This is a genomic window from Brevibacillus sp. MER 51, assembly GCF_023714195.1.
In the GTDB taxonomy this organism is placed as follows: Bacteria; Bacillota; Bacilli; order Brevibacillales; family Brevibacillaceae; genus Brevibacillus.
Genome location: NZ_JAMAUS010000001.1, coordinates 100301 through 121915 on the forward strand (window position 1 = coordinate 100301; position 21615 = coordinate 121915).

Below are 21615 nucleotides of genomic sequence, written 5' to 3' on the forward strand. Positions count from 1 at the left end.
CCTTTTTGCTGTTTATGGAAAAAGTCCCGTCCAAACTTGGATAGGAGTGTCGCATGAGCAGCAGTTCAATTCACCAGCAAGATAAGGAAGGTGGGCAAGCAGCGTTTTATCCTCAATTGCAAGCGCACATTGGTATAATCCCTGAAGTCCGCTGTCGTTTGTCGTGTCCGGTCTTTTAGTGATGATTGAAAGTCGTTTCGCTTTATCATGAAAAACGGGGTCTTCTTCGTAACCATACAAGACTCCCTCTTCCTCATCTGGCCATATATAGATAGACTGATCGCACGTTGGACACACCGTTACATATTCGTCTCCCGCCGAAAAGGTGAGAAGCATGTTGGCAATGTCTTTGTCCCCACGAAACGCAGCGTCCGCAGCTAGTATGTAGCGCTTCTCTGCATCATGCTCTCCCATCCGTGCTAGGTGAAGAATCGATTCTGTCTTCTCTGTTAAAGAGAGAATGGCCTGTCGGTATTCCCGATAGATATCTCTGATGGTATCTTGATCCAATAATGGTATCTGATCTCGTAAAAACTCCGATGGTATTTCCAGATGAGGCGCATTTTCGCTACTGGCTTCGAACATGCCGCAGGTTATGAAGATGTCCAACAAAATATCGGGGCTCTCTGTTTTTCGTGCGATCTCAACTAAATAGGGGACCGCAGCATATGTACATGGATAAATCGTATTTTGATGATACAGAAGCTCCCAATACAACTCTTCTTTTTCCTCGGAAAAATAGTCGTGCTGAATATGCTGGATGAGCGCAGGGATGCGATCGGAAAGACCATAAGGACCATGTAGCTTCCCCCATACAGGACTTGCTAAATCTAGCATAAAGAATATCACCTCTCTTGCTGAAATGTGCAACTATTCCCATATCATAGTAAAACTTTCCTCAATCCGCTAGACCCTGCATCCAGAGATGGGGGAGGGGTATGTTCGTCGGTTTCTTCCGCGATATAATAGGAAACTTATTAAGCTTTTCCAGATGCTTGGCAAGCCAAAAATAACGCATACGATCACCTTCATGTATACTTAAGCATAAGCGGAACGAATCGGTAAGCAACTAAAGGAGATCCATACGTAATGAAATCAGACCGAATAAAATTCCCGGCGGGATTTTGGGCGGGATTACAACGACTAGGGATTGCCCCCGACGAGCTCGTTCGCAAAGCGCGCCTGCCGCTCACCATTCTTACAGAACCAGCTGTAGTCACCACTGCCCAATATTTCAGAATCTGGCAAGCGTACTCTGATCTAGTTGGTGACATTGCTACTGCAATCGTCACACTTTCAACCAACTTTGAAACGGCACAATACCCACCCACTGTTTTAGCGACCTACCATGCTCGTGACTATCGCGACGCGCTTAATCGAATGGTACGGTACAAACAACTGTGCCCTCCGGAAAGGTTGCGTATAACAGAGGAGGGAGAGCACTGTACAATCGAATTGAAGTGGATGCATAGTGAGCAACCCGGACCACCAGTCTTGGTTGGAACCACGCTCGCCTTTCTTTTAGAACTTGGACGACGGGGCACGGGCAAGCGATTAACCGCACAGTCCGTGGAATTTTCTCATTTGATGGGGGATGTCACTGCTCTTGAAGCTTACTTCGGTTGTCCGATACGGATTGGCACCACCGATAACCGATTAACACTCCATCGCCGGGACCTAGACCGCCTCTTTCTTTCGTATAACAAAGAATTGCTGGAGATATTGACACCTGTATTGGACCGATCATTGGATGAACAGTACAGTCATTCCGTTGCAGAGATGGTCAAGTGGATTTTGAAGCGAGGTCTAACCGGAGGTCGCCTTGATATTCGAGCTGTAGCGAGCGAGTTGGGCATGAGTGATCGTACTTTGCAGCGCAGACTTACGGATGAATGCACAACGTTCAAGCAACTGTTAACAAAGGCACGGCATGAACAGGCACGAGAATACTTGGCTGACCCCAAGCTCGATATAAAAGAAGTGGCTTTTTTACTTGGATATGAGGATCAGAACTCATTTTACCGGGCCTTTCGCCTTTGGGAAGGCGATACACCTTCAAATTGGCGTTCCAAAACTCTCAGGTCAATCCCGTCGTCATAGAATCCGTGACCTAACCCGTTCCTCCCAGGGCTAGCATTTTTACGGTTTCTCATATTTGGCGGGTTCAGCAAGAATTTTGGCGCAGTACGCTAGTTACCCAACGATCCAGAAAAAGTACGATAATCTCTATCCGGAGCACAAGGATGTTCCAAGATGAACTTCTAGTCAAGCTTGCCGTAGATGACAACAAAGGAGACAAGTGTTATGGATATGGGATTAAGGAACAAAACTGCTTTAGTTACTGGATCGACGAAGGGTATTGGGAAAGCAATTGCCATTGAGCTTGCCAGAGAAGGCGTCAATGTCCTCGTAAATGGAAGGAATGATCAAGAGGTAGAACGCATCGTAAATGAATTGAAGTCGGAATTCCCGGATACTTCTCCTCAGAATGCTACGGCCGATCTTGTGGATAGGCAGCAAAGAGAAGCTTTATTTGAGAAATATCCCCATGTAGATATTCTCGTTAACAATATGGGTATTTATGAGATTATGTCCTATGAAGACGTTGACGATGAAGTATGGGAAAAATACTTCCGAACAAATGTCCTTGCCGCGAATGGATTATCTAAATTTTACTTGCCTAACATGTTGAAGAACAATTATGGACGAATCATCTTTATCGCAAGTGAAGAAGCGATCATGCCTTCAGGGCAAATGCCTCAGTATTGCATGACGAAATCGATGCTATTATCACTGTCAAAAAGCCTATCGAAACGAACGGTAGGAACAGAAGTCACCTCCAATACAATCATGCCAGGTCCAACGCTTTCCGAAAATGTCTATCAAATCATTGATCGTTTGTTTTCTGATGATATGGCATTTTCGGAAAAAGAGAAGCGATTTATGGCAGCTAACCTCCCTCAATCCGAGTTACAGCGGTTTATCAAGCCTTTTGAAATAGGCAGGCTGGTAGCATTTGTATCCAGCCCTTATGCAACCGCATTTAAAGGTTCACCAATTCGTATGGACGGGGGCATGGTGCCAACTATTTTTTAAAATTCGGAGATCGATACAAAAAGTCCTGATGCATTTGTTCATCAGGACTTTTTCTTACTCTGGTTGAAAAGAAGCGAGAATCTCCAGGTAGTGTGCATTGTACATGATCCCGAGGACATTCCCAAATGGATCAAGGACAGAAGCCGTAATGAATCCGTCACCTCGCTGGACCAGAGGTTCGTACTCTCTTGCTCCCATGGATAACAACTTTTCCAGTACGGATTCGATATCGTTGACGTGCCAGTACATCACAGCTCCACCCGGATCAGGTACCGCTTTAGCAGGTGCGAAACGGCGATCAATGAGGCCTAGCTCGTGCTTGTAGTCGCCAATGCGAAACTCGGCATAGGCGAGCTGTCCATCTGGTCCAGAGCGTTCGAAATATGGCGCATAGCCCAGTAGTTCCGTGTACCACTTTTTTGCCGCCTGCACATCATCCGCCCAATAACTGATCGTAGCAAAGCCCCGCAAGGTTTGGGTGTGACTCATCATCGAAGTTCCTCCTTAAAATGGATGGTACTTCCGATTATAAGGACCGACTACTGACAACAGTCTGTCAGTAGTTTAACTATACTTACTCAGCACATCAAAAAACTCTTTCAGAAAATGATAAAAAAGTTTTTCGGAAGGGGGAAGCTCCCGGTTGTTGGGAATGATAATGCCCACTGTTCGCGTCACCAATGGCTCACTTATCGGGATTTTCACTGTCTCACGAGGAACGTTATCCGTTAAGGTAAGCTCTGGCAACAAAGTGACGCCCAAGCCCGCTGCCACCAACCCTTTAATGGCATCGATGTCTTCCCCTTCAAACGCAACTTTAGGTGAAAAGCCCATTTGCGAGCAAGCATTGACTGCGATATTGCGGAGGATGAAACCGGGTGGAAACAACACAAAGGTATCTTCCTGCAATTGACTGAGACGCAAGCTTGGCTGTTTGGACAGCGGGTGCTTCGCGGGAAGGAGCGCCACGATATTTTCAGCGAAGAAGATGTAGCTGCGCACATTTTTTTCCTGAGTGGGAACAGGTCCAAGAAAAGCCAGGTCAATTTCTCCGTTGATGACCGAGTTGATCAATCCCTGATAAGAACCTTGCTTCAATTGAAAGCCGATGTCCGGATACCGCGCGCGAAAACCGGAGATGACCGTCGGAAGGGGATTGGCGGCAAGGCTGCTCGTAAAACCAACACGAATCGTGCCCCGTGACGGGTCAAGGAACTCCTCGATCTTTTCCTTCGCTTTCTCGATTTCGTTCATGGCCATTTCGACGTGCTGCAAAAAGATTTTTCCAACTGCTGTCAGCTTGATATTGCGACCTTCGCGGAGGAACAAGGAAACACCAAGCTCCTCCTCCAGATTGGCGATTTGCCGACTGAGGGCAGATTGGGCGACGTGCAAATGATGTGAGGCTTCGGTGAAATGCTCTCGTTTGGCAACCTCGATGAAGTATTGAATCTGTCGTAGCTCCATGAATACTCCCACCTTACCCATTTATCTCGATTTGAGATAGGTTTTGCATAAATTATATATTGTTTGTATCGTTTCACTCAATCTAAAATGTACATACCAGAGAGAGCAAGGAGAGTGGAGATACATGACGACACAAGGAATGCCTGCTAAGCAAGGTCTGTACGATCCGATTTTCGAACATGACGCTTGCGGAATTGGTTTTATTGCAAATTTGAAATCGAAATCGACGCATGATATGGTCCGAAAAGGTCTGAAAATTCTGTGCCAACTGGAACACCGCGGCGGTCAAGGCAGTGATCCGGAAACGGGAGACGGTGCAGGGATTTTAACGCAAATACCACACGCCTTTTTCAAAAAGACCTGTAAAGAGCTGAATATCACGCTACCGGCGCCAAGCAAATACGGTGTAGGTATGCTGTTTCTTCCGATGAATGAAGCGAAACGCCAAATGTATGAAGGTCAGCTAGAGGCGATTGTTGCGGCAGAGGGACAAAAGCTGCTTGGCTGGAGAACCGTTCCTGTCGATTCTACGAAAATTGGCAAGACGGCTGTAGCGAGTCAGCCTTATGTCCGCCAAGTATTTATCGGAGCCAGCTCGAATATACAGGACCAAATGGCATTTGAACGGAAGCTGTACGTCATTCGCAAGCAGGTGGAACAGGCAACAGGTGCTGATTTTTACGCCGCTTCCATGTCATCGCGCACGATTGTCTATAAAGGATTGCTCACACCAGGACAACTGGATGCTTTTTATCTCGATTTGCAAGATGATTCATACACTTCTGCCTTTTCCGTCGTTCACTCGCGTTTCAGCACGAACACATTCCCTACATGGGAGAGGGCACACCCGAATCGTTATTTGATTCACAACGGGGAAATCAACACCTTGCAAGGAAACATGAACTGGATGATGGCTCGTGAAAAAATGTTCCAGTCCGAGGCGTTTGGTGCTGATTTGGCAAAAGTGGTGCCAGTCATTGATATGGCGGGCAGTGATTCGGCGATTTTGGATAACTGCGTGGAGTTTTTCTCGTTGGCAGGCCGTTCCTTGCCGCATGTCGCAATGATGATGATTCCTGAACCGTGGGATCAGGATGAGCGGATCGACGAAAATAAGAAAGCTTTTTACGAGTACCATAGCTGCCTCATGGAGCCGTGGGATGGTCCAACAGCTATTTCATTTACCGATGGCAGACACATCGGCGCGATTCTCGACCGAAATGGCTTGCGACCAGCGAGATACTATGTGACGTCCGATGATACCATCATTTTCTCATCGGAGGTTGGAGTTCTCGAAGTACCAGATGAAACAATTGTTCAGAAAGGACGGCTGAGTCCTGGACGGATGCTGCTCGTCGACCTCGAAGAAGGCAGAATCGTAGCTGACGAGGAAATCAAGCAAAAAATCGCAAGCGAACAGCCATATCGGGAGTGGGTGAAAAACAACCTGTATGCGATCGAGGATTTGCCGGCAGCAGGTCGCATGGAGGAGCTGCAAGGAGATAGCTTGCTTGCGTATCAAAAAGCATTTGGCTATACACAGGAGGAAGTCGACAAGGTACTTGCCCCGATGGTGGCAGAACAAAAAGATCCCATTGGTTCGATGGGCGTAGACACACCACTTGCGGTACTGTCTGATCGCCCACAGCTTTTGTACCACTATTTCAAACAATCATTCGCCCAAGTCACGAATCCGCCGATCGATGCACTACGAGAGGCTTGCGTAACATCGACCCATACTGTGCTTGGCGCGGAAGGAAATCTGCTTGCACCGGATGCGAGGAATTGCCGCAGAATTCGTTTGTCCAATCCGTTGATCTCCAACCAAGAACTGGCGAAGCTTCATGCGAATCCATACCAAGAGTTCAAGGCAAAAACATTGTCGATACTCTTCCCGGCGCAAGGGGGCGAACAGGAGCTAGAGCAGGCACTTGATCAATTGTTCGCTGCGGCAGATGAAGCGATTGCTGCCGGTCACACCTTGCTGATTTTATCTGATCGCGGAATGAATCAAGATTTGGCTGCGATCCCTGCCTTGCTGGCTGGAAGTGGACTTCACCATCATCTCGTCCGCACAGGGACACGTACCAAAGCGAGCATCATCATAGAATCCGGTGAACCGCGTGATGTACACCAGTTTGCCATGCTGATTGGTTACGGTGTCGATGCGATCAATCCGTACGTCGCTATCTCAACGGTAAACCATCTGGCTGTATCGGCTAAGCTGAAGGATATCACAAGCGACGAAGCAGTCGAAGTGTACCTGCAAACAGCCGTAGAAGGTGTCGTAAAAGTCATGTCCAAGATGGGCATTTCGACCATTCAGAGCTACCGTGGCGCACAAATTTTTGAAGCGGTGGGCATTCATTCTTCCGTCATCGATCGCTATTTTAGCCGTACCCCTTCTCAGATTTCAGGGATTGGACTGGATGTGATTGCGCAAGAGACATTGATTCGTCATGCGAAAGCATTTTTGCCAGAGCATTCCGAGGAAGCATTGGAGGCAGGCAGCGATTTTCAGTTCCGCCGTGATGGTGAGTTCCACCTGTTCAACCCGAAGACGGTTCATGCCTTGCAAAAAGCTTGTCGGGAAGGCAGCTATGAGCAGTACAAAATTTATGCGGAGCAAGCCACAGCCCAGCAATTCGTAGCCCTGCGCCATTTGCTCGATTTCAAGTCCAATCGACAACCGATCCCGCTGAGCGAGGTAGAATCTGTTGACTCCATTGTTCATCGTTTTAAAACGGGGGCGATGTCATACGGTTCTCTCAGCAAGGAAGCGCATGAGACCTTAGCAATCGCCATGAACCGCTTGGGTGCGAAAAGCAACAGCGGGGAAGGCGGCGAGGATTCGGCACGCTACATCATGGATGAAAACGGAGATTTGCGTCGCAGTGCCATCAAGCAGGTCGCATCCGGACGCTTTGGCGTATCCAGTCATTACTTGGTCAATGCCTCTGAGATCCAGATCAAGATGGCACAAGGAGCAAAGCCGGGCGAGGGCGGTCAATTGCCAGGAAGCAAGGTCTACCCGTGGATTGCCGAAGTACGCGGATCGACGCCAGGAGTTGGGCTCATTTCACCGCCGCCTCATCATGATATTTACTCGATTGAGGATTTGGCACAGCTGATTTTTGACTTGAAAAATGCGAATCCACGAGCACGAATCAGCGTGAAGCTCGTATCCAAGGCGGGAGTCGGAACGATTGCGGCTGGTGTGGCGAAAGGTCTTGCAGATGTCATTGTGGTTAGTGGACACGATGGAGGCACAGGCGCATCCCCAAAATCAAGCATCAAGCACGCAGGATTGCCATGGGAACTCGGTCTTGCTGAGACACATCAGACGCTGTTGTTGAACCAGTTGCGCGACCGTGTGGTTCTGGAAACCGATGGCAAACTGATGACGGGACGCGATGTCGTCATTGCAGCTTTACTCGGTGCGGAGGAATTTGGCTTCGCTACGGCACCACTTGTTTCGATAGGGTGTGTCATGGCTCGCGTATGCCACCTCGATACATGCCCAGTGGGTGTGGCGACACAAAATCCCGAATTGCGCAAACGGTTTAAAGGCGACCCGCAGCACGCCGTGAATTTCATGCGTCACGTTGCTCGTGAAGTTCGAGAGATCATGGCGGAGCTGGGCTACCACTCTATCGAGTCGATGGTCGGTCAGAGCCATGTCCTGAAGATGAGTGATTCGGCAAAAGAACATTGGAAAGCCAAGCACATTGATTTGTCGGCGCTCTTGTTCCAACCGGATGTCTCCGAGGATGTGGGCCGCTATCATCAGCGCAACCAAGATCACAAGCTCGAAGAAACGCTGGATCGTCAAAAGCTGCTCAAGCTGTGCAAGCCAGCATTGAATAAACAGCAGCAGGTAGAGGCAAAGCTCGCCATCACCAATACGAATCGTGTGGTTGGTACGATCTTGGGCAGCGAGGTAACCAAACGTTTTGGCGAGCATGGTCTGCCGGAGGATACCATCCGCCTGCATTTTACTGGGTCGGCAGGTCAAAGCTTCGGGGCGTTTGTTCCACGTGGGATTACGCTGCATCTTGAGGGAGATGCAAACGACTACGTAGGAAAAGGGTTGTCGGGCGGCAAAATAACGGTCGCACCATCAAAAAACAGTAAATTCGCTCCCGAGCACAACATGATTATCGGTAACGTTGCGTTCTATGGAGCGACCTCTGGAGAAGCGTATATCAACGGCATGGCTGGTGAGCGTTTCTGCGTTCGCAACAGCGGAGTGACGGCAGTCGTTGAGGGAGTAGGCGACCATGGCTGCGAGTACATGACTGGAGGGCGCGTCGTCGTTCTCGGCCCTGTCGGCAAAAACTTTGCAGCAGGCATGTCAGGTGGAACTGCCTACGTGCTGGCTGAGGATAAAGAGATGTTTGCTGCGATGTGCAATCAGGAAATGGTACTCATGGAGACACTGGAAGATCAACGGGAAATCGCTCGAGTCAAACGCTTGCTGGAAAACCACGTCAGCCACACAGGCAGCCGTCATGCACAAGCTTTGCTCAATGAGTGGGAACGTACCGTCCAACAGTTTGTCAAAGTCATTCCAAAAGATTACAAGCAAATTGTTACCACAATGGAGGAGTTGGAGAAATCCGGCATGAAGCGTCAAGAGGCGATATTGGCAGCTTTTGAAATGAGCCAGAAGAAAGGCGATGCCAAAGCACCGAAAAAGAAAGCCCGCGAGCAATCCTTTGTTTCAGTGGGGAAATAAGGAGTTGGCCGATGACTTATTATGTGAGTCGTCGGCTTTTTCTTTTGGTAACCAATGCGACGTGGTAGGGGATTGGGAAGTTTGCTATGATGATGAGTAAAAAGGTAGAGGAGGGATCGCAATGGGCATGTGTGGCAATTACATGATAGCAAATGACGAGATGATCGATTCATGGATTGCAGGGACGATCGATTTATATGAGGTAGAGCTGAAAGAAGAGGATATGCTGGATATAGATAAAACCTGGCAAGCCATTCCCTATACTTTGTGCGGAGAATTAATGGATGGAGAGCCTCCCTTTTGCTATGTGGTACCTCTATTAACGGACCAAACAGGTGAATTCGGGGAGTTTGGCGCATTCTATTTACATAGGGAACAGGTAAAAGCAGCGTATGAGGCCATTGCCAATATGTCCGAGTCAGCTCTAAAAGAGAAGTACCATTTTCCTACTTTGGTGGAAAACGATGTGTACCCACTTCACGAGGGAGATGAAGCAGAAGGATTTTTTGCGTACATGTATCATCATTTTCAATCCATTCAAGCATTTTTCAAGCGAGCAGTAGAGCAAGAAAAAGGCCTTATTTTCTACATCAGCTAGTGGAACGAGGTGCAGGTTTACCCCTGCACCCCATCTTGTCAAACATAGAAGAAGCTTGTTTTATTCGGTTCGGTCTCTATTGGCATCATTATTTGTAGCACCAAACGTGTCATTGGCGTCAGCCGACACATTTTCCCCCATTTTGTTGCCAAGTGCACCCCCGGCAACGGCACCTGCAATGGTACCAAGAGGACCTAAAATAGAGCCTACAGCCGCACCTACAGCCGCACCGCCAACTGTTCCTACAGCTTCACCAGCTCCATTGCCTGTCATGTTCGCTCCGTCGTTGCCAACAGCATCGTTGTGATTGCGTTCGTTGTTCGTAGCCAAGATTGTCACTCCCTCGATTAGTGTTGGGAAGCTCTGCTATATCAAACGTGCAGCCCCAAGGCATAGTGTGTCCCAAACTTATCATTTCATTCCAAAAAAAACCTTCAAGGGTGGTACCCAGATCATGATTCAGTCCATCGTCCATATCGCGCTCGTGGTCAAAGATTATGATGAAGCCATTGAGTTTTATACCAAGAAGCTCCATTTTACCTTAGTGGAAGATACGTATCAGCCAGAACAGGAAAAGCGGTGGGTTGTCGTATCTCCGCCTGGTTCTGTTGGAACTACAATCTTGCTTGCAAAAGCATCAAAACCTGAGCAAGAGCCATTTATCGGGAATCAGGCTGGCGGGAGAGTTTTTCTCTTTTTAAACACAGACGATTTTTGGAGAGATTATCATGAGATGGTCGGAAGAGGAATCCAATTTGTGAGAGAGCCAAAAGAACAGCCGTATGGAATGGTGGCAGTCTTTCAGGATTTATACGGCAACCTGTGGGATTTACTGGAGCTGAATGAGGATCATCCGATTGCCAAACGAATGAAGTAGCAAGTTACCCAGCCAGACCAAAAACAGGTCTTACCTCCAACGATAAGGATGGAAAGACCTGTTTTTCATTTTGTGCTACACGATATAGGACAGTGCCATGATCAAAATGATTGCCACAACAGAAAGAATGGTCTCCATCACTGTCCATGTTTTAAGCGTGTCTTGCACAGACATATTGAAGTATTCTTTGATCAGCCAGAACCCGGAATCATTTACGTGAGACAGGATCAGGGAGCCAGAACCAGTTGCCAGTACCAAAAGCTCCGAGCTGGTTCCAGGGATTTGCAACGCGATAGGACCTACGATACCGGCTGCTGTCATCATGGAGACGGTCGCAGAGCCTGTTGCCACACGGATCAGGGCCGCGATCAACCAGCCCAGGAAAATAGGGGAGATCGCAGATGCCGTAGCGAGCTCGGCAATATAGTCACCAACACCGCTGTTCAGCAGTACTTTGTTGAATGCGCCACCTGCACCGATGACGAGCAAGATTGTCGCGGTTGGGGCCAAGCAATCATTTGTGAATTTTAGAATATCGTCTTTCGTAAATCCACGGTTGAACCCGAGCGTCCAGAAGGAAACAATCACGGCAATCAATAGAGACGTAATCGGGCTTCCAATAAAATCAGCCCATTGGCGAATCGTATGTTCTTTTGGCAGAGTTACATCCGCAACGGTTGCAGACAACATCAACAGCACAGGGAGCAAGACGGTGAAAACGGTAATCCCAAAGCCAGGCAAGTCACGCTCGGATTTTGGTTCTGCCAACTGAGAAGCTAGCTCTGGAGAGATGCTGGCCTTGACTCGTTTACTAATCCAGCTGCCGTAGATCGGTCCTGCAATGATCGCGGAAGGCAGTGCGACAATGATCGAGAGCAGAATCGTTTTACCGACATCCGCCTGGAACAGATCGACAGCGGCCATAGCAGCAGGGTGAGGCGGGACGATCCCGTGAACGATGGAAAGGCCGGCTACGAGCGGAATTCCGATTTTGACAAGGGAGACCCCTGTTTGTCTGGCAATCGTAAACACGAGAGGAATCAAGAGCACAAAACCAACCTGGAAAAATACCGGAATCCCTACAATAAATGCCACGAACATCATGGCCCAGTGCACGTTTTTCTCACCGAAGAGGTTGATGAGCGTACGGGCAATGCGTTCGGCACCGCCAGATTCAGCCATCATTTTGCCAAGCATGGTTCCCAAGGCCAGCACGATCGCGATAAAACCGAGAGTGCCACCCATCCCATCCTTGATGGAGTCCACAACTTTTACAAGCGGCATGCCGGATGCGATTCCCACAAATCCAGCGGCCAATAACAGTGCGATAAATGGGTTCAGTTTGAAACGAGTAATGAGAACGAGCAGGAAGACAATGGACAGCAGTGTAATGACGAGTGGCATGATGAACCCTCCCTAGTTGTTGTCTCTAGTTGTTTAACCGCTTTTGGAATTCGGCTATCAGCTTGTACTCTTCCAGCAGGTTGTAGTAAACACGCTCGTATATATAGAAAAGCTCCAAATAAGCACTGGATCGTTCCAAATCAGGCTCGTGGCGATGCGAAATATGAATCATCTTTTTCACATCTTGTAATTGATCCATCGCTCCCAATGCATGCATCGCCAGAAGAGCGGCACCAAAGCTCGAGCTTTCATGACTCTCCGGAATCAGCACTTCATATCCGAACATGTCGGACATAATCTGCCGCCATTCTCGCGAGCGGGCGAATCCACCCGATGCCCGGATTTCCTTGGCTCCACCTGCCAGATCGCGCAGGGCGATACCGATGCTGTAGACGCTAAACAAGATTCCTTCGAGAACAGCTCGGATAAAATGCTCGCGCTTATGATGCAGGCCGATACCGAAAAAGGAGCCTCTTGCTTGTGCGTTCCAGTACGGAGCCCGTTCGCCCGACAAGAAGGGGAGAAAGAGCAACCCGTCTGCACCAGCTCGAACATGCTCAGCAGCTTGAATCATGACATCATAGGGATCAACGCCGAGCTGTTTGGCTTTTTCCACTTCGGGCCAACTGAATTCGTCACGGAACCAGCGAAGCATGATCCCGCCGTTATTTGAGGGTCCGCCAATCACCCAGTGGTTTTCCGTCAGCACGTAGCAGAAAGTCCGTCCTTTTGGGTCCGTGATCGGCTCTGGAACAACAGTTCTTACTGCGCCACTCGTGCCAATCGTGATGGCTACTTGACCGGGGTCAATGGCTCCGATGCCGAGGTTTGCCAAAACTCCATCGCTCGCACCGACAACGAAAGGCGTATCTGGATCGATCCCAATCTCTTCCGCATAACGAATCTTCATTCCTCGCAGGATATGAGTAGTCGGTACAGGCTCACTGAGATGTTGCTTGGAAATGCCTGCGACTAGCAGCGCCTCCTCATCCCAGTCGAGCTTTCTCAGATTAAACAGCCCCGTAGCAGAAGCAATGGAGTAATCGACGATATACTCACCAAAAAGCCGATAAATAACATACTCCTTGATCGAAAGAAACTTGGCTGCCCGGCGAAACGTATCTGGCAAGTTCTCCCGAAGCCACATGATTTTGGGCAGTGGAGACATGGGATGGATGGGCGTGCCTGTCGCTAAGTAAATCTGATGACCGACACCGTCTGCTTTTAGTCGGTCTGCTTGTGCCACACTCCGATTGTCCGCCCAAATAATGCTGTTCGTCAGGGGATTGCCACTCGGGTCGACTGCGATCAGACTGTGCATGGCAGTTGAGAAGCCAATACCACCGATCTCGCTTTTGGCGATGCCTGCATGTTCCAGTGCTTGCTTCAATGCTTGAATGACAGCAGCAAAAATCGTCTCCGGCTCTTGCTCAGCCCAAGACGGCTGGGGAACGAGCAGCTGATAATCGATATTGCCCGTACCGCGGATGGCGCCGGAAGGAGTGAAAACAATTGCTTTGGTACTGGTTGTCCCGATATCAAGCCCGATAAAGTAGGATTGCGTCATAGAAGTCACCCCTAATTGAATACGCTTTCAACGTGTTGTCGTGGAGATAACGCGATTATATCGAAATTTTTTTCATTTGTTAAGCATTAAGAAAAAAATTATTTCGCAATTAAACATTTCACACGATGCTTGTATGATTTGCATTTTTCACCTACAAGTTGCAAGAGGAGGCAAGCAAAAGAAAAAACGCCTGATTTACAGGCGTTTGAGTGAGATGGCTTCGCGGATGTGCTGGATATTGGCGATCGTATCATCCTGCCGCCGTAAGGATACGGCTACATAGAGCAGATCAATTAAACTGAGCTGAGCAAGCCTGGACGACAGGGCTTCTGTACGAAATACCGTTTCGCGTGAAGTCGTGTACAAGCACATGTCTGCCAGACGCACAAGAGGGGATTTCCCATAGCTTGTGATGCCGATTGTTTTTGCTCCGGCTTCCTTGGCAACCTGCAGGGCTGCCAAAATATCTTTGTTGGACCCAGAGTGGGAGATGCCTACGACAACAGCACCCTCGGTAAGCAGAGAGGCGGACATCACTTGATAGTGGGCATCAGAATGATAGAGACAAGGGATGCCTGTCCGCATAAATTTGTGATATGCGTCCTGTGCGATGACAGCTGAGCCTCCCGAGCCATAAAACTCGATCCGGCTAGCGTTTTCCAAACAGGAGACGATTTTCATTAATTCATCTTTATTGATAATCTGCTGCGTATCACGAATCGTCTCGATATTCGCTGTGAAAATTTTTTCAGCGATTGCACTGACGTCATCGTCGTCGAGATTGATTTCTTGGTGAATCGTTTGCTTCGGATTTGTGACTTCACTCGCCAAGGCGATCTTGAATGCTTGGTAACCGCGAAATCCAAGCCTGCGACACAGACGAAATACAGTAGCATCCGCACACTGGCATTGATCGGCTAGCTCCGTGATCGAGAAATGAATAATTTCACTGGCATGCTCCAAAATATAGTCGGCGATCTGTTGTTCTTTCCCGCTTAATTGTGTATAGATGGCGCGTAATTGCGTGAGAACACGCGGAGCATGCGGGGTGGAAGCGTTCATCAATAGGTACCTCCTAACGTTCCATTGTGAATCTGTACTGATAGTATAAGGAAAATCAGACTCCTTTTCATAGGTTCGAAAAAATTTTCTTCATTTTTGATGAAAGATGAAAATTTTTGTCTTATAATACGTGGTAACGGATATGATCCAAAAAAGGAGTGACGTACACGATATGAAACTAGCGATCCTCGGATTAGGAAAAATGGGGTACAATCTCACGCTGAATTTGCTTTCCCATCAGCATGAGGTTGTAGCGTATGATGTAGATTCTGCGCGTGCAGAAGAGTTGAGTCATGAAGGCGCGATTCCGGCATTTTCGGTGAAGGACGCTGTAGCGAAACTGCCGACACCTCGCGTAGTATGGATGATGGTACCAGCAGGAGAGATTGTGGATCAACTGGTTGATCAACTCTCCACCTTGCTTGCCGCAGGAGATATCGTCATTGACGGTGGCAACTCTCATTACAAGCAATCGCTAGATCGCTATGCACGCTTGAAAGAGAAAGGTATTCACTTCATGGATGCTGGAACGAGCGGAGGCATGGAGGGAGCGCGCCACGGAGCATGCATGATGATTGGCGGAGATCGGGAAGCATTCACGCATATCGAGCCGATGGTTCGCGACATTAACGTTGAAAACGGATATTTGTATGCTGGGGAAGCGGGCAGCGGCCACTTCTTGAAAATGATTCATAATGGAATCGAATACGGCATGATGCAGGCGATTGGAGAAGGTTTTGAGGTACTTGCGAAAAGCCAATATAACTATGATTTTGCAGAGGTCGCACGCGTGTGGGCAAATGGTTCCGTCATTCGAGGCTGGCTGATGGACTTGACAGAGCGAGCTTTTCGAAAAGACGCCAAGCTTGATGAAATCCGTGGGGTCATGCACTCTTCCGGGGAAGGAAAATGGACACTGGAAACCGCGCTGGATCTACAGGCAGCCACACCCGTGATTGCGATGTCCTTGCTGATGCGGTACCGTTCGTTGGATGAGGATACGTTCCACGGAAAAGTGGTCGCAGCCTTGCGTAATGAATTTGGCGGGCATGCCGTAGAAAAGAAATAAGATAGGGGATGACCAAAGGTGCTTCGGTGGTTGAAGCTCCGGGGTCATCCTTTTTTTATGTATGGAAAAAGAAGGGGTTTTTGATTCGGAAAGCAAAGTGTGCAGGTATCACCCAGAAGTTTGCCTGGTCGAAAAGTGCTTTTATTCAGTAGCTTCTAAAACGATGGGAGGATGGAAAGATGAGCGTTGAAGAGGTTGTTTTGTATAAAAATGAGAAAGGAATTGTGACCCTTACGCTAAACAGACCAGAGGCATTGAATGCTTTGAACCGAGATGTCCTTAATCAGCTTTCGACCATCTTGGACAGGATCAAAACCGATACCAGTGTGAGAGCGGTCATCCTTACAGGGGCGGGAGAAAAAGCATTTTCGGCCGGCGCTGACATTTCGTATCTGCATCAGGCGACACCGTTGGAAGTTAGGGATTTTGCTCATTTGGCCGTGTCGGTGACCAGTAAAATCGAATCGTTGGGAAAAGTAGTCGTTGCTGCAATGAACGGCTATGCGTTAGGTGGGGGGCTTGAGATCGCCGAATCGTGCACGCTGCGTATTGCGGTTCACCATGCCAAAATGGGACATCCAGAGGTACGAATTGGAGCAGTGGCGGGCTTTGGTGGAACAACCAGACTTCCTAGGCTAATAGGAAAAGGCCGAGCTGCGGAATTGCTTCTTACAGGGTCAGCGATAGATGCGGATGAAGCATATCGAATGGGTCTGGTAAATCGGGTCGTTTCGCGTGAGCGGCTACTGGCGGAAACAGAGGAGCTTCTCCAGGAAATTTTGTCTCAGTCTCCGCTAGCAGTGAAACTGACGTGGGACGCGATTCACCGCGGAAGCAACCTGACAGTAGAGGAGTCCGCACTTCTAGGCGCAGACTATTTCGGACTCGTGGCATCCACCGAAGACTTTCGGGAAGGAACCAAAGCTTTCTTAGACAAAACTCCACCGCGTTTTACAGGGAGATAATCACACGAGCTTCAGTACCTCACACAATTCAACCAACCGCCTAACTCCGTACATCTGATGGCGATTGCGATCGTGAATGCTTCTAATCGCATCCGCCGTCACTTTTTTGGCCTGCTCAATACTTTGATTTTCTACTGCTTGTACAATTTCTTTCATGTTTGTTAAAAAATACACCGTATTGCGCATTGTGCGGATAAGCAAAATCTTCCGAATATCCATGGGAGTGAATTGGCGGTAGCCATTCGCAGGATCTCGTGGCAGTACGAGCAAGCCTTCTTTTTCCCAATGGCGAATCGCAGACGTGGTGACTCCTGTGTAAGCAGAGACTTCACCAATCGTCATGCGATCTCGCCACTTTTTGTTAGAAGGCAAGGAGACATCGAGATTTTCCAAAAGTCCGAGTGTTTGGTCTGCTGCGACCTTCTCTTGTTGGAGGGTGGCCTGTTCTTTATTCACAAGCCAAAAGGCAGCATCCATATCCGCTTTTTGAATCAATCGAAGGACTTCACAGGTGATGGCGACACCGAAGCCGGGGAACATAGCGCGAAGACAACGAAAATAGGCAAGATGGCTCTCTGTATAAAGTCGATAGCCATTGTCTGCACGTTCGGGAGCAGGAACGACTCCCCAAGATTCATAATGGCGTAAAGCACTCGTGCTAATATGTAGCTCGCGAGCGATCTCAATCGGCTTGAAATAAGGCATCTGACGCACCTCCCGCTGGTTTGTTATCGCGGATTTCACTATACCAAGAACAGCAATTCGAAGCAAATAATCCTGTCATTTTTGGAAAGTCGCCATACTTTTACCCTGTTCAGCATGGGATGGAAAGGCGAATATTGTCAGTAGATATTCATACTTCTTTTCCAGAGGTGAGACAACGTATGGCCATTGTTCAGCTCCGCTCAGAGAACCCGGATTTTTCGTTCATGATCAAGAAAAATCCAAATTCCGGACTGAGTTTACGATCTATTCGAAAAGGCATCGCTTACGGGTGGTTTTCCAATACGGATACATACAACGTTTACTTTAAAGATGCAGAAAATGAGGTTTCCTACAAACAATCGGAACAGGAGCATTTTGAATATTTGAATGTCTCCCGGTACAATACACCCTTGTTTCCGTTAAATGCGATTAGTGAATTTTTTTCCGCTTCGATGAAGCAACACGACGAGCGGGATGCTGAAGGGTATGAGCATGTTTTTTTCATCAACATGATTCACATCGAACGCCTGCTTTATCTGACTTTTTTTGAGAAGCACCTCAAGGATTTCACCTTTGAACTCAAGCACCACGCCGATAAAAGCTACGCTCTGACCATCACAACGAGAACGAGTCTGCATCAGCTTCTCCATGTCGTAAGTGTGCTCTGTCTATTCTTGAGTATGTTTGGAAAAGAGTACATCGATATATCCGATAACATCCTGGATAAATACATCAAAAGCATCCATGTCATCGACGCACCTTTTTACATACGAAGCCTGTTCGCACGCAACTTCCTGACAACCAGAGATCGCTATCGCAAGTATAAGACTGAGATCGAGGAGACAAGCCGCTACCCCATTCAATTGGAGTATGGCAGCACTGGTTTGCAGAGAAGGAACTACATCGCGAGTAAGCTTCCTTTTACCAAATCGATTGTGGATATCGGATGCGGAGAAGGCTTTTATGCGATTCCGTTTGCTACCAAGCTGCCACAGTATTACTATGCCATCGATATTGAGGAACAATCATTGGAAGTAGTCAGACGCAGGGCAGAGGAAAAAGAAATCTCGAATCTCATTTTGTTCCGCTCGCTTGATCAGTTTTTACAGGATTACAACGGTGAACAGGTAGATGTCATTTTGACTGAGGTCATTGAGCATATGAGCAAAGAGGAAGCGCGAGCGCTCATTAAGCAAATCTGCAGTCGATTGGATTTTGACCATCTTATCATTACAACGCCCAACGCGGATTTTAATCAGTTCTACGAGCTGGAAGGCTATCGCCACGACGATCATAAATGGGAAATGGGACAAGAAGAGTTCCAGGCATGGATGACCAAGATCATGGAAGAAGCCGGGGTAGAGGGGCAATTTGTATCTATTGGTGACGGCGTAAACGACATCCATACCACGCAAGGCGTCATTCTCCAGAGGAAGGGGGCGTAACGATGCTGTTACAGACACAGGTTCATACGATTTTCATGCTCGTCGGTCCCACCGAATGTGGGAAAACGACTTTTGCCAAGGAAGTACTCATGCCAAAGCTTTCATTTGAAGATGAACAAAAAAACGTAAAAGCAAATGTCCAATACATTTCCTCGGACAGCATTCGCCAGGAATTGCTGGGCTATGATTACGACAAGTATGATCAGGTGATGCTGGAGGCTAGTGAGCAGGCTTTTCAGCTCCTGTTTGAAAAACTGCGCTTGGTGACTTCGTTTCCGATCAACGCCGAATTCGTGGTTGTCGATACAACAGGGCTAGCGGAAGACTTCCGCTCGAAAGTCCGCGACATTGCAGCCGAGAATAATTACCGCTTGGAAGTGATCCTCTTTGATTATCGCAATCGGGAAGATTACTACGCATCTGAACGGTCGAAAAAACTGATTACCAACCATATTCTCCGTCTAAAGCAAGAAGTGCTCCGGGCATTGTCCAAAGAAGGGTACCACAACATTCACAGGATACGGCACAAAGATTTTTATGCAATAGCTGATGGGTTGGCAAATCCTCGATATGAGGTCGTGATCGAAAATAAGGAGGCCTATCTGGCTACGATCCTTCCCAAAGATCAAACATACATCATCATCGGAGACGTTCACGAATGCGTCCATGAGTTAAAAGGTCTTCTGCAAACCTACGGATTCAAGCTGGAGGACAATCGTCTCATCTCGACTGACAAGGTGCAGCATACCAAAATCATCATAGCAGGAGACTGGATCGACAAAGGAGCGCAAACGAGGGAGATCATCGAGTTTTTATATACGAATCAAGAGTATTTCTTGTTTGTTCTCGGGAATCACGAAAATTTTGTCTACAAGTACCTGCGCAAGGAACTAAAAGGGGTAGACCCACAGCTACTGGATACTTATTTTGATTCCACACACGTCCTGGAAAAAGACGCCGAATTAACTGAGAGGTTCAATCACCTGTATACGCTCGCTCAGCCGTTTTATCGATCGAACGCACTGACTGGCCCGTCCTATTATGTCACACACGCGCCCTGCAAAAAGAAGTATATCGGAAAGCTTGATGCGAATTCGATGCGACGCCAACGCAATTTTCGGATAGACCGAACAGCTTCATTGGAAGAGCAACTCGCATTTTTGACGGTTGAAGCAGTAAGTAACCATCCGTACCATATTTTTGGGCATATTGCGGCTCAAAAAGCGTTTCGCTTGAAAAACAAGCTTCATCTCGATACCGGATGTGTGCACGGAAATGCTTTGACCTCTGTCGTGATCGCACACAAGCCGTTTTTCAAATCGTTTCAGTCTGAGCATCGGGTGATGACTGAGGAGTTGCCGATCTTGTTCCATGCTGAAAAACAAGTATCCGTGGAAGATTTGGCAGAGGAAGAACTTCGTCGACTCCGTTACTGCTCGCAAAACAAGGTCAATTTTATTTCTGGAACGATGCCTCCTGCGGATAAGAATGCGGCGACTCAGGAATTGGAGTCGTTGAAGGCGGGGCTAGACTATTTTGCGAGTCGAGGCGTTCATCAAGTCGTGTTGCAGCCAAAATACATGGGTTCGCGATGCAATCTCTATCTCCATCATGAGCGCGACAAATGCTTTGCGATCAGCAGAAACGGTTATGCCATCAATCAGGTTGATTTGACACCGATTTATGACAGTCTATATGCAAGGTTCCGCACGTACATGGAGCAAAATGAAATTGCGATGCTCATCTTGGATGGCGAATTGTTGCCGTGGAGTGCAATAGGGAAGGGCTTGATCGAAAAGCAGTTCAAACCAATTGAATCCGCGTTGCGGAGTGAATTTGCATTTTTGCAGGAAAACGGTTTTGAAGAAGCGCTTCAGCAACTCATTCACAACTATGACGAGAGCGGATTCGAAAAAGACCAGTTCCATCTATCCAAGAGTGCACTCACGGAAAAATTCGGCTCGAGCTTGTATCAAAACTATAAGTATTTACGAGAAATCAAAGAGAGCTACGTTTCTGTCGCCGAGCATTTGGAGGCCTATCACATTTACCAAAAACAGATGGAGCTCTATGCAGGAGAAGGGGAGCTTGCCTACAAGCCTTTTACGATTCTAAAGACCGTCTATTTGAATGGGGACGAGCAATTGCCCGATTGGAAAACATCCGATATGTATCGCTTTGTCAATGACGATCATTTTCTCACTATCGATTTGTCTGAGCCGAATGCGTATGAAGAAGCGGCTCGTTACTTTTCCACGATTACAATGGAAAACAAGATGGAAGGCGTCGTGATCAAGCCAGAGCTGATCAATCAGAAGGTCGTTCCTGCCATGAAGGTACGCAATCCGGAGTATTTGTCGATTATTTATGGCTACGACTACCGATTCCCACACAAATACCGCAAGCTTTTCAATCAGAAAAATATTACGCAAAAACTCAAGACTTCCATGCAGGAGCATAGGCTGGGTGAGCGGATGCTTGATTTCAAATTCGCCGATATTTCTCCAGAAAATACGGAGTATCAAAAAGTAGTCGCAACGATGCTCTTCGAAGTGGCGAAGGAAAAAGAGATCGATCCACGATTGTAAATGAAAAACGAGAAGCCGCTACTACATAGGCTTC

General features: G+C 47.9%; 17 protein-coding genes. 9 read left to right on the forward strand and 8 right to left on the reverse strand.

Annotation, left to right across the window (positions count from 1 at the left end):
- Nucleotides 1-12 precede the first annotated feature (12 nt).
- Nucleotides 13-837: a hypothetical protein gene (locus tag M3630_RS00420; RefSeq protein ID WP_251250819.1), complete on the reverse strand. Its 825-nt coding sequence runs from the start codon at nucleotides 835-837 to the stop codon at nucleotides 13-15.
- A gap of 252 nt (nucleotides 838-1089) precedes the next feature.
- On the opposite strand from M3630_RS00420, the gene M3630_RS00425 reads away from it, so the two are divergent.
- Nucleotides 1090-2100, forward strand: coding sequence for a helix-turn-helix transcriptional regulator (locus M3630_RS00425; RefSeq protein WP_251250820.1), 1011 nt, complete (start codon nucleotides 1090-1092; stop codon nucleotides 2098-2100).
- 204 nt (nucleotides 2101-2304) lie between these two features.
- Entirely contained in the window at nucleotides 2305-3096 is a 792-nt protein-coding gene (locus tag M3630_RS00430) for an SDR family NAD(P)-dependent oxidoreductase (RefSeq protein ID WP_251250821.1), read from the forward strand.
- A gap of 54 nt (nucleotides 3097-3150) precedes the next feature.
- Here M3630_RS00430 and M3630_RS00435 read toward each other — a convergent pair whose 3' ends face one another.
- Nucleotides 3151-3585, reverse strand: a complete 435-nt coding sequence (locus M3630_RS00435; protein ID WP_251251308.1) for a VOC family protein — start codon at nucleotides 3583-3585, stop codon at nucleotides 3151-3153.
- Nucleotides 3586-3660: 75 nt separating this feature from the next.
- Nucleotides 3661-4563 (reverse strand): glutamate biosynthesis transcriptional regulator GltC, encoded by a 903-nt coding sequence (gene gltC / locus M3630_RS00440; RefSeq protein WP_106779805.1) that lies wholly within the window; start codon nucleotides 4561-4563, stop codon nucleotides 3661-3663.
- A gap of 124 nt (nucleotides 4564-4687) precedes the next feature.
- Here gltC and gltB point away from each other — a divergent pair, with 124 nt between their 5' ends.
- Both gltB and M3630_RS00450 read left to right on the forward strand, forming a co-directional pair.
- The gene (gene gltB / locus M3630_RS00445; RefSeq protein WP_251250822.1) at nucleotides 4688-9301 is read left to right on the forward strand and encodes a glutamate synthase large subunit; all 4614 of its coding nucleotides are present in this window, start codon (nucleotides 4688-4690) and stop codon (nucleotides 9299-9301) included.
- A gap of 121 nt (nucleotides 9302-9422) precedes the next feature.
- Complete coding sequence (locus M3630_RS00450; protein ID WP_251250823.1) at nucleotides 9423-9899, forward strand: YfbM family protein; 477 nt, start codon at nucleotides 9423-9425, stop codon at nucleotides 9897-9899.
- Nucleotides 9900-9959: 60 nt separating this feature from the next.
- Here the strand turns inward: M3630_RS00450 and M3630_RS00455 are convergent, their stop codons facing one another.
- The gene (locus M3630_RS00455) at nucleotides 9960-10238 is read right to left on the reverse strand and encodes a glycine zipper domain-containing protein (protein WP_483298453.1); all 279 of its coding nucleotides are present in this window, start codon (nucleotides 10236-10238) and stop codon (nucleotides 9960-9962) included.
- A gap of 115 nt (nucleotides 10239-10353) precedes the next feature.
- On the opposite strand from M3630_RS00455, the gene M3630_RS00460 reads away from it, so the two are divergent.
- Nucleotides 10354-10776, forward strand: a complete 423-nt coding sequence (locus M3630_RS00460; RefSeq protein ID WP_221867013.1) for a VOC family protein — start codon at nucleotides 10354-10356, stop codon at nucleotides 10774-10776.
- Between the two features lie 75 nt (nucleotides 10777-10851).
- On the opposite strand, the gene M3630_RS00465 is transcribed toward M3630_RS00460, so the two are convergent.
- From M3630_RS00465 to M3630_RS00475, 3 genes are all read right to left on the reverse strand, one after another.
- A complete protein-coding gene (locus tag M3630_RS00465) occupies nucleotides 10852-12180 on the reverse strand; it encodes a GntP family permease (protein WP_251250825.1) in 1329 nt (442 codons plus the stop codon).
- 25 nt (nucleotides 12181-12205) lie between these two features.
- Nucleotides 12206-13747: a gluconokinase gene (gntK, locus tag M3630_RS00470; RefSeq protein ID WP_251250826.1), complete on the reverse strand. Its 1542-nt coding sequence runs from the start codon at nucleotides 13745-13747 to the stop codon at nucleotides 12206-12208.
- A gap of 195 nt (nucleotides 13748-13942) precedes the next feature.
- Entirely contained in the window at nucleotides 13943-14809 is an 867-nt protein-coding gene (locus M3630_RS00475) for a MurR/RpiR family transcriptional regulator (protein WP_088907452.1), read from the reverse strand.
- A gap of 172 nt (nucleotides 14810-14981) precedes the next feature.
- On the opposite strand from M3630_RS00475, the gene gnd reads away from it, so the two are divergent.
- On the forward strand, nucleotides 14982-15878 hold the full coding sequence (gene gnd, locus M3630_RS00480; RefSeq protein ID WP_251250827.1) for a phosphogluconate dehydrogenase (NAD(+)-dependent, decarboxylating): 897 nt from the start codon (nucleotides 14982-14984) through the stop codon (nucleotides 15876-15878).
- A gap of 179 nt (nucleotides 15879-16057) precedes the next feature.
- Nucleotides 16058-16843: an enoyl-CoA hydratase/isomerase family protein gene (locus tag M3630_RS00485; RefSeq protein ID WP_251250828.1), complete on the forward strand. Its 786-nt coding sequence runs from the start codon at nucleotides 16058-16060 to the stop codon at nucleotides 16841-16843.
- On the opposite strand, the gene M3630_RS00490 is transcribed toward M3630_RS00485, so the two are convergent.
- Nucleotides 16844-17548 carry a MerR family transcriptional regulator gene (locus M3630_RS00490; RefSeq protein WP_251250829.1) on the reverse strand — a complete coding sequence of 235 codons (705 nt, stop codon included), beginning with the start codon at nucleotides 17546-17548 and terminating at the stop codon, nucleotides 16844-16846.
- A gap of 179 nt (nucleotides 17549-17727) precedes the next feature.
- Between M3630_RS00490 and M3630_RS00495 the strand changes: the two genes are divergently transcribed.
- Nucleotides 17728-18993, forward strand: a complete 1266-nt coding sequence (locus M3630_RS00495; protein WP_251250830.1) for a methyltransferase domain-containing protein — start codon at nucleotides 17728-17730, stop codon at nucleotides 18991-18993.
- Between the two features lie 2 nt (nucleotides 18994-18995).
- A complete protein-coding gene (locus M3630_RS00500) occupies nucleotides 18996-21581 on the forward strand; it encodes a metallophosphoesterase (protein WP_251250831.1) in 2586 nt (861 codons plus the stop codon).
- Nucleotides 21582-21615: the final 34 nt, after the last annotated feature.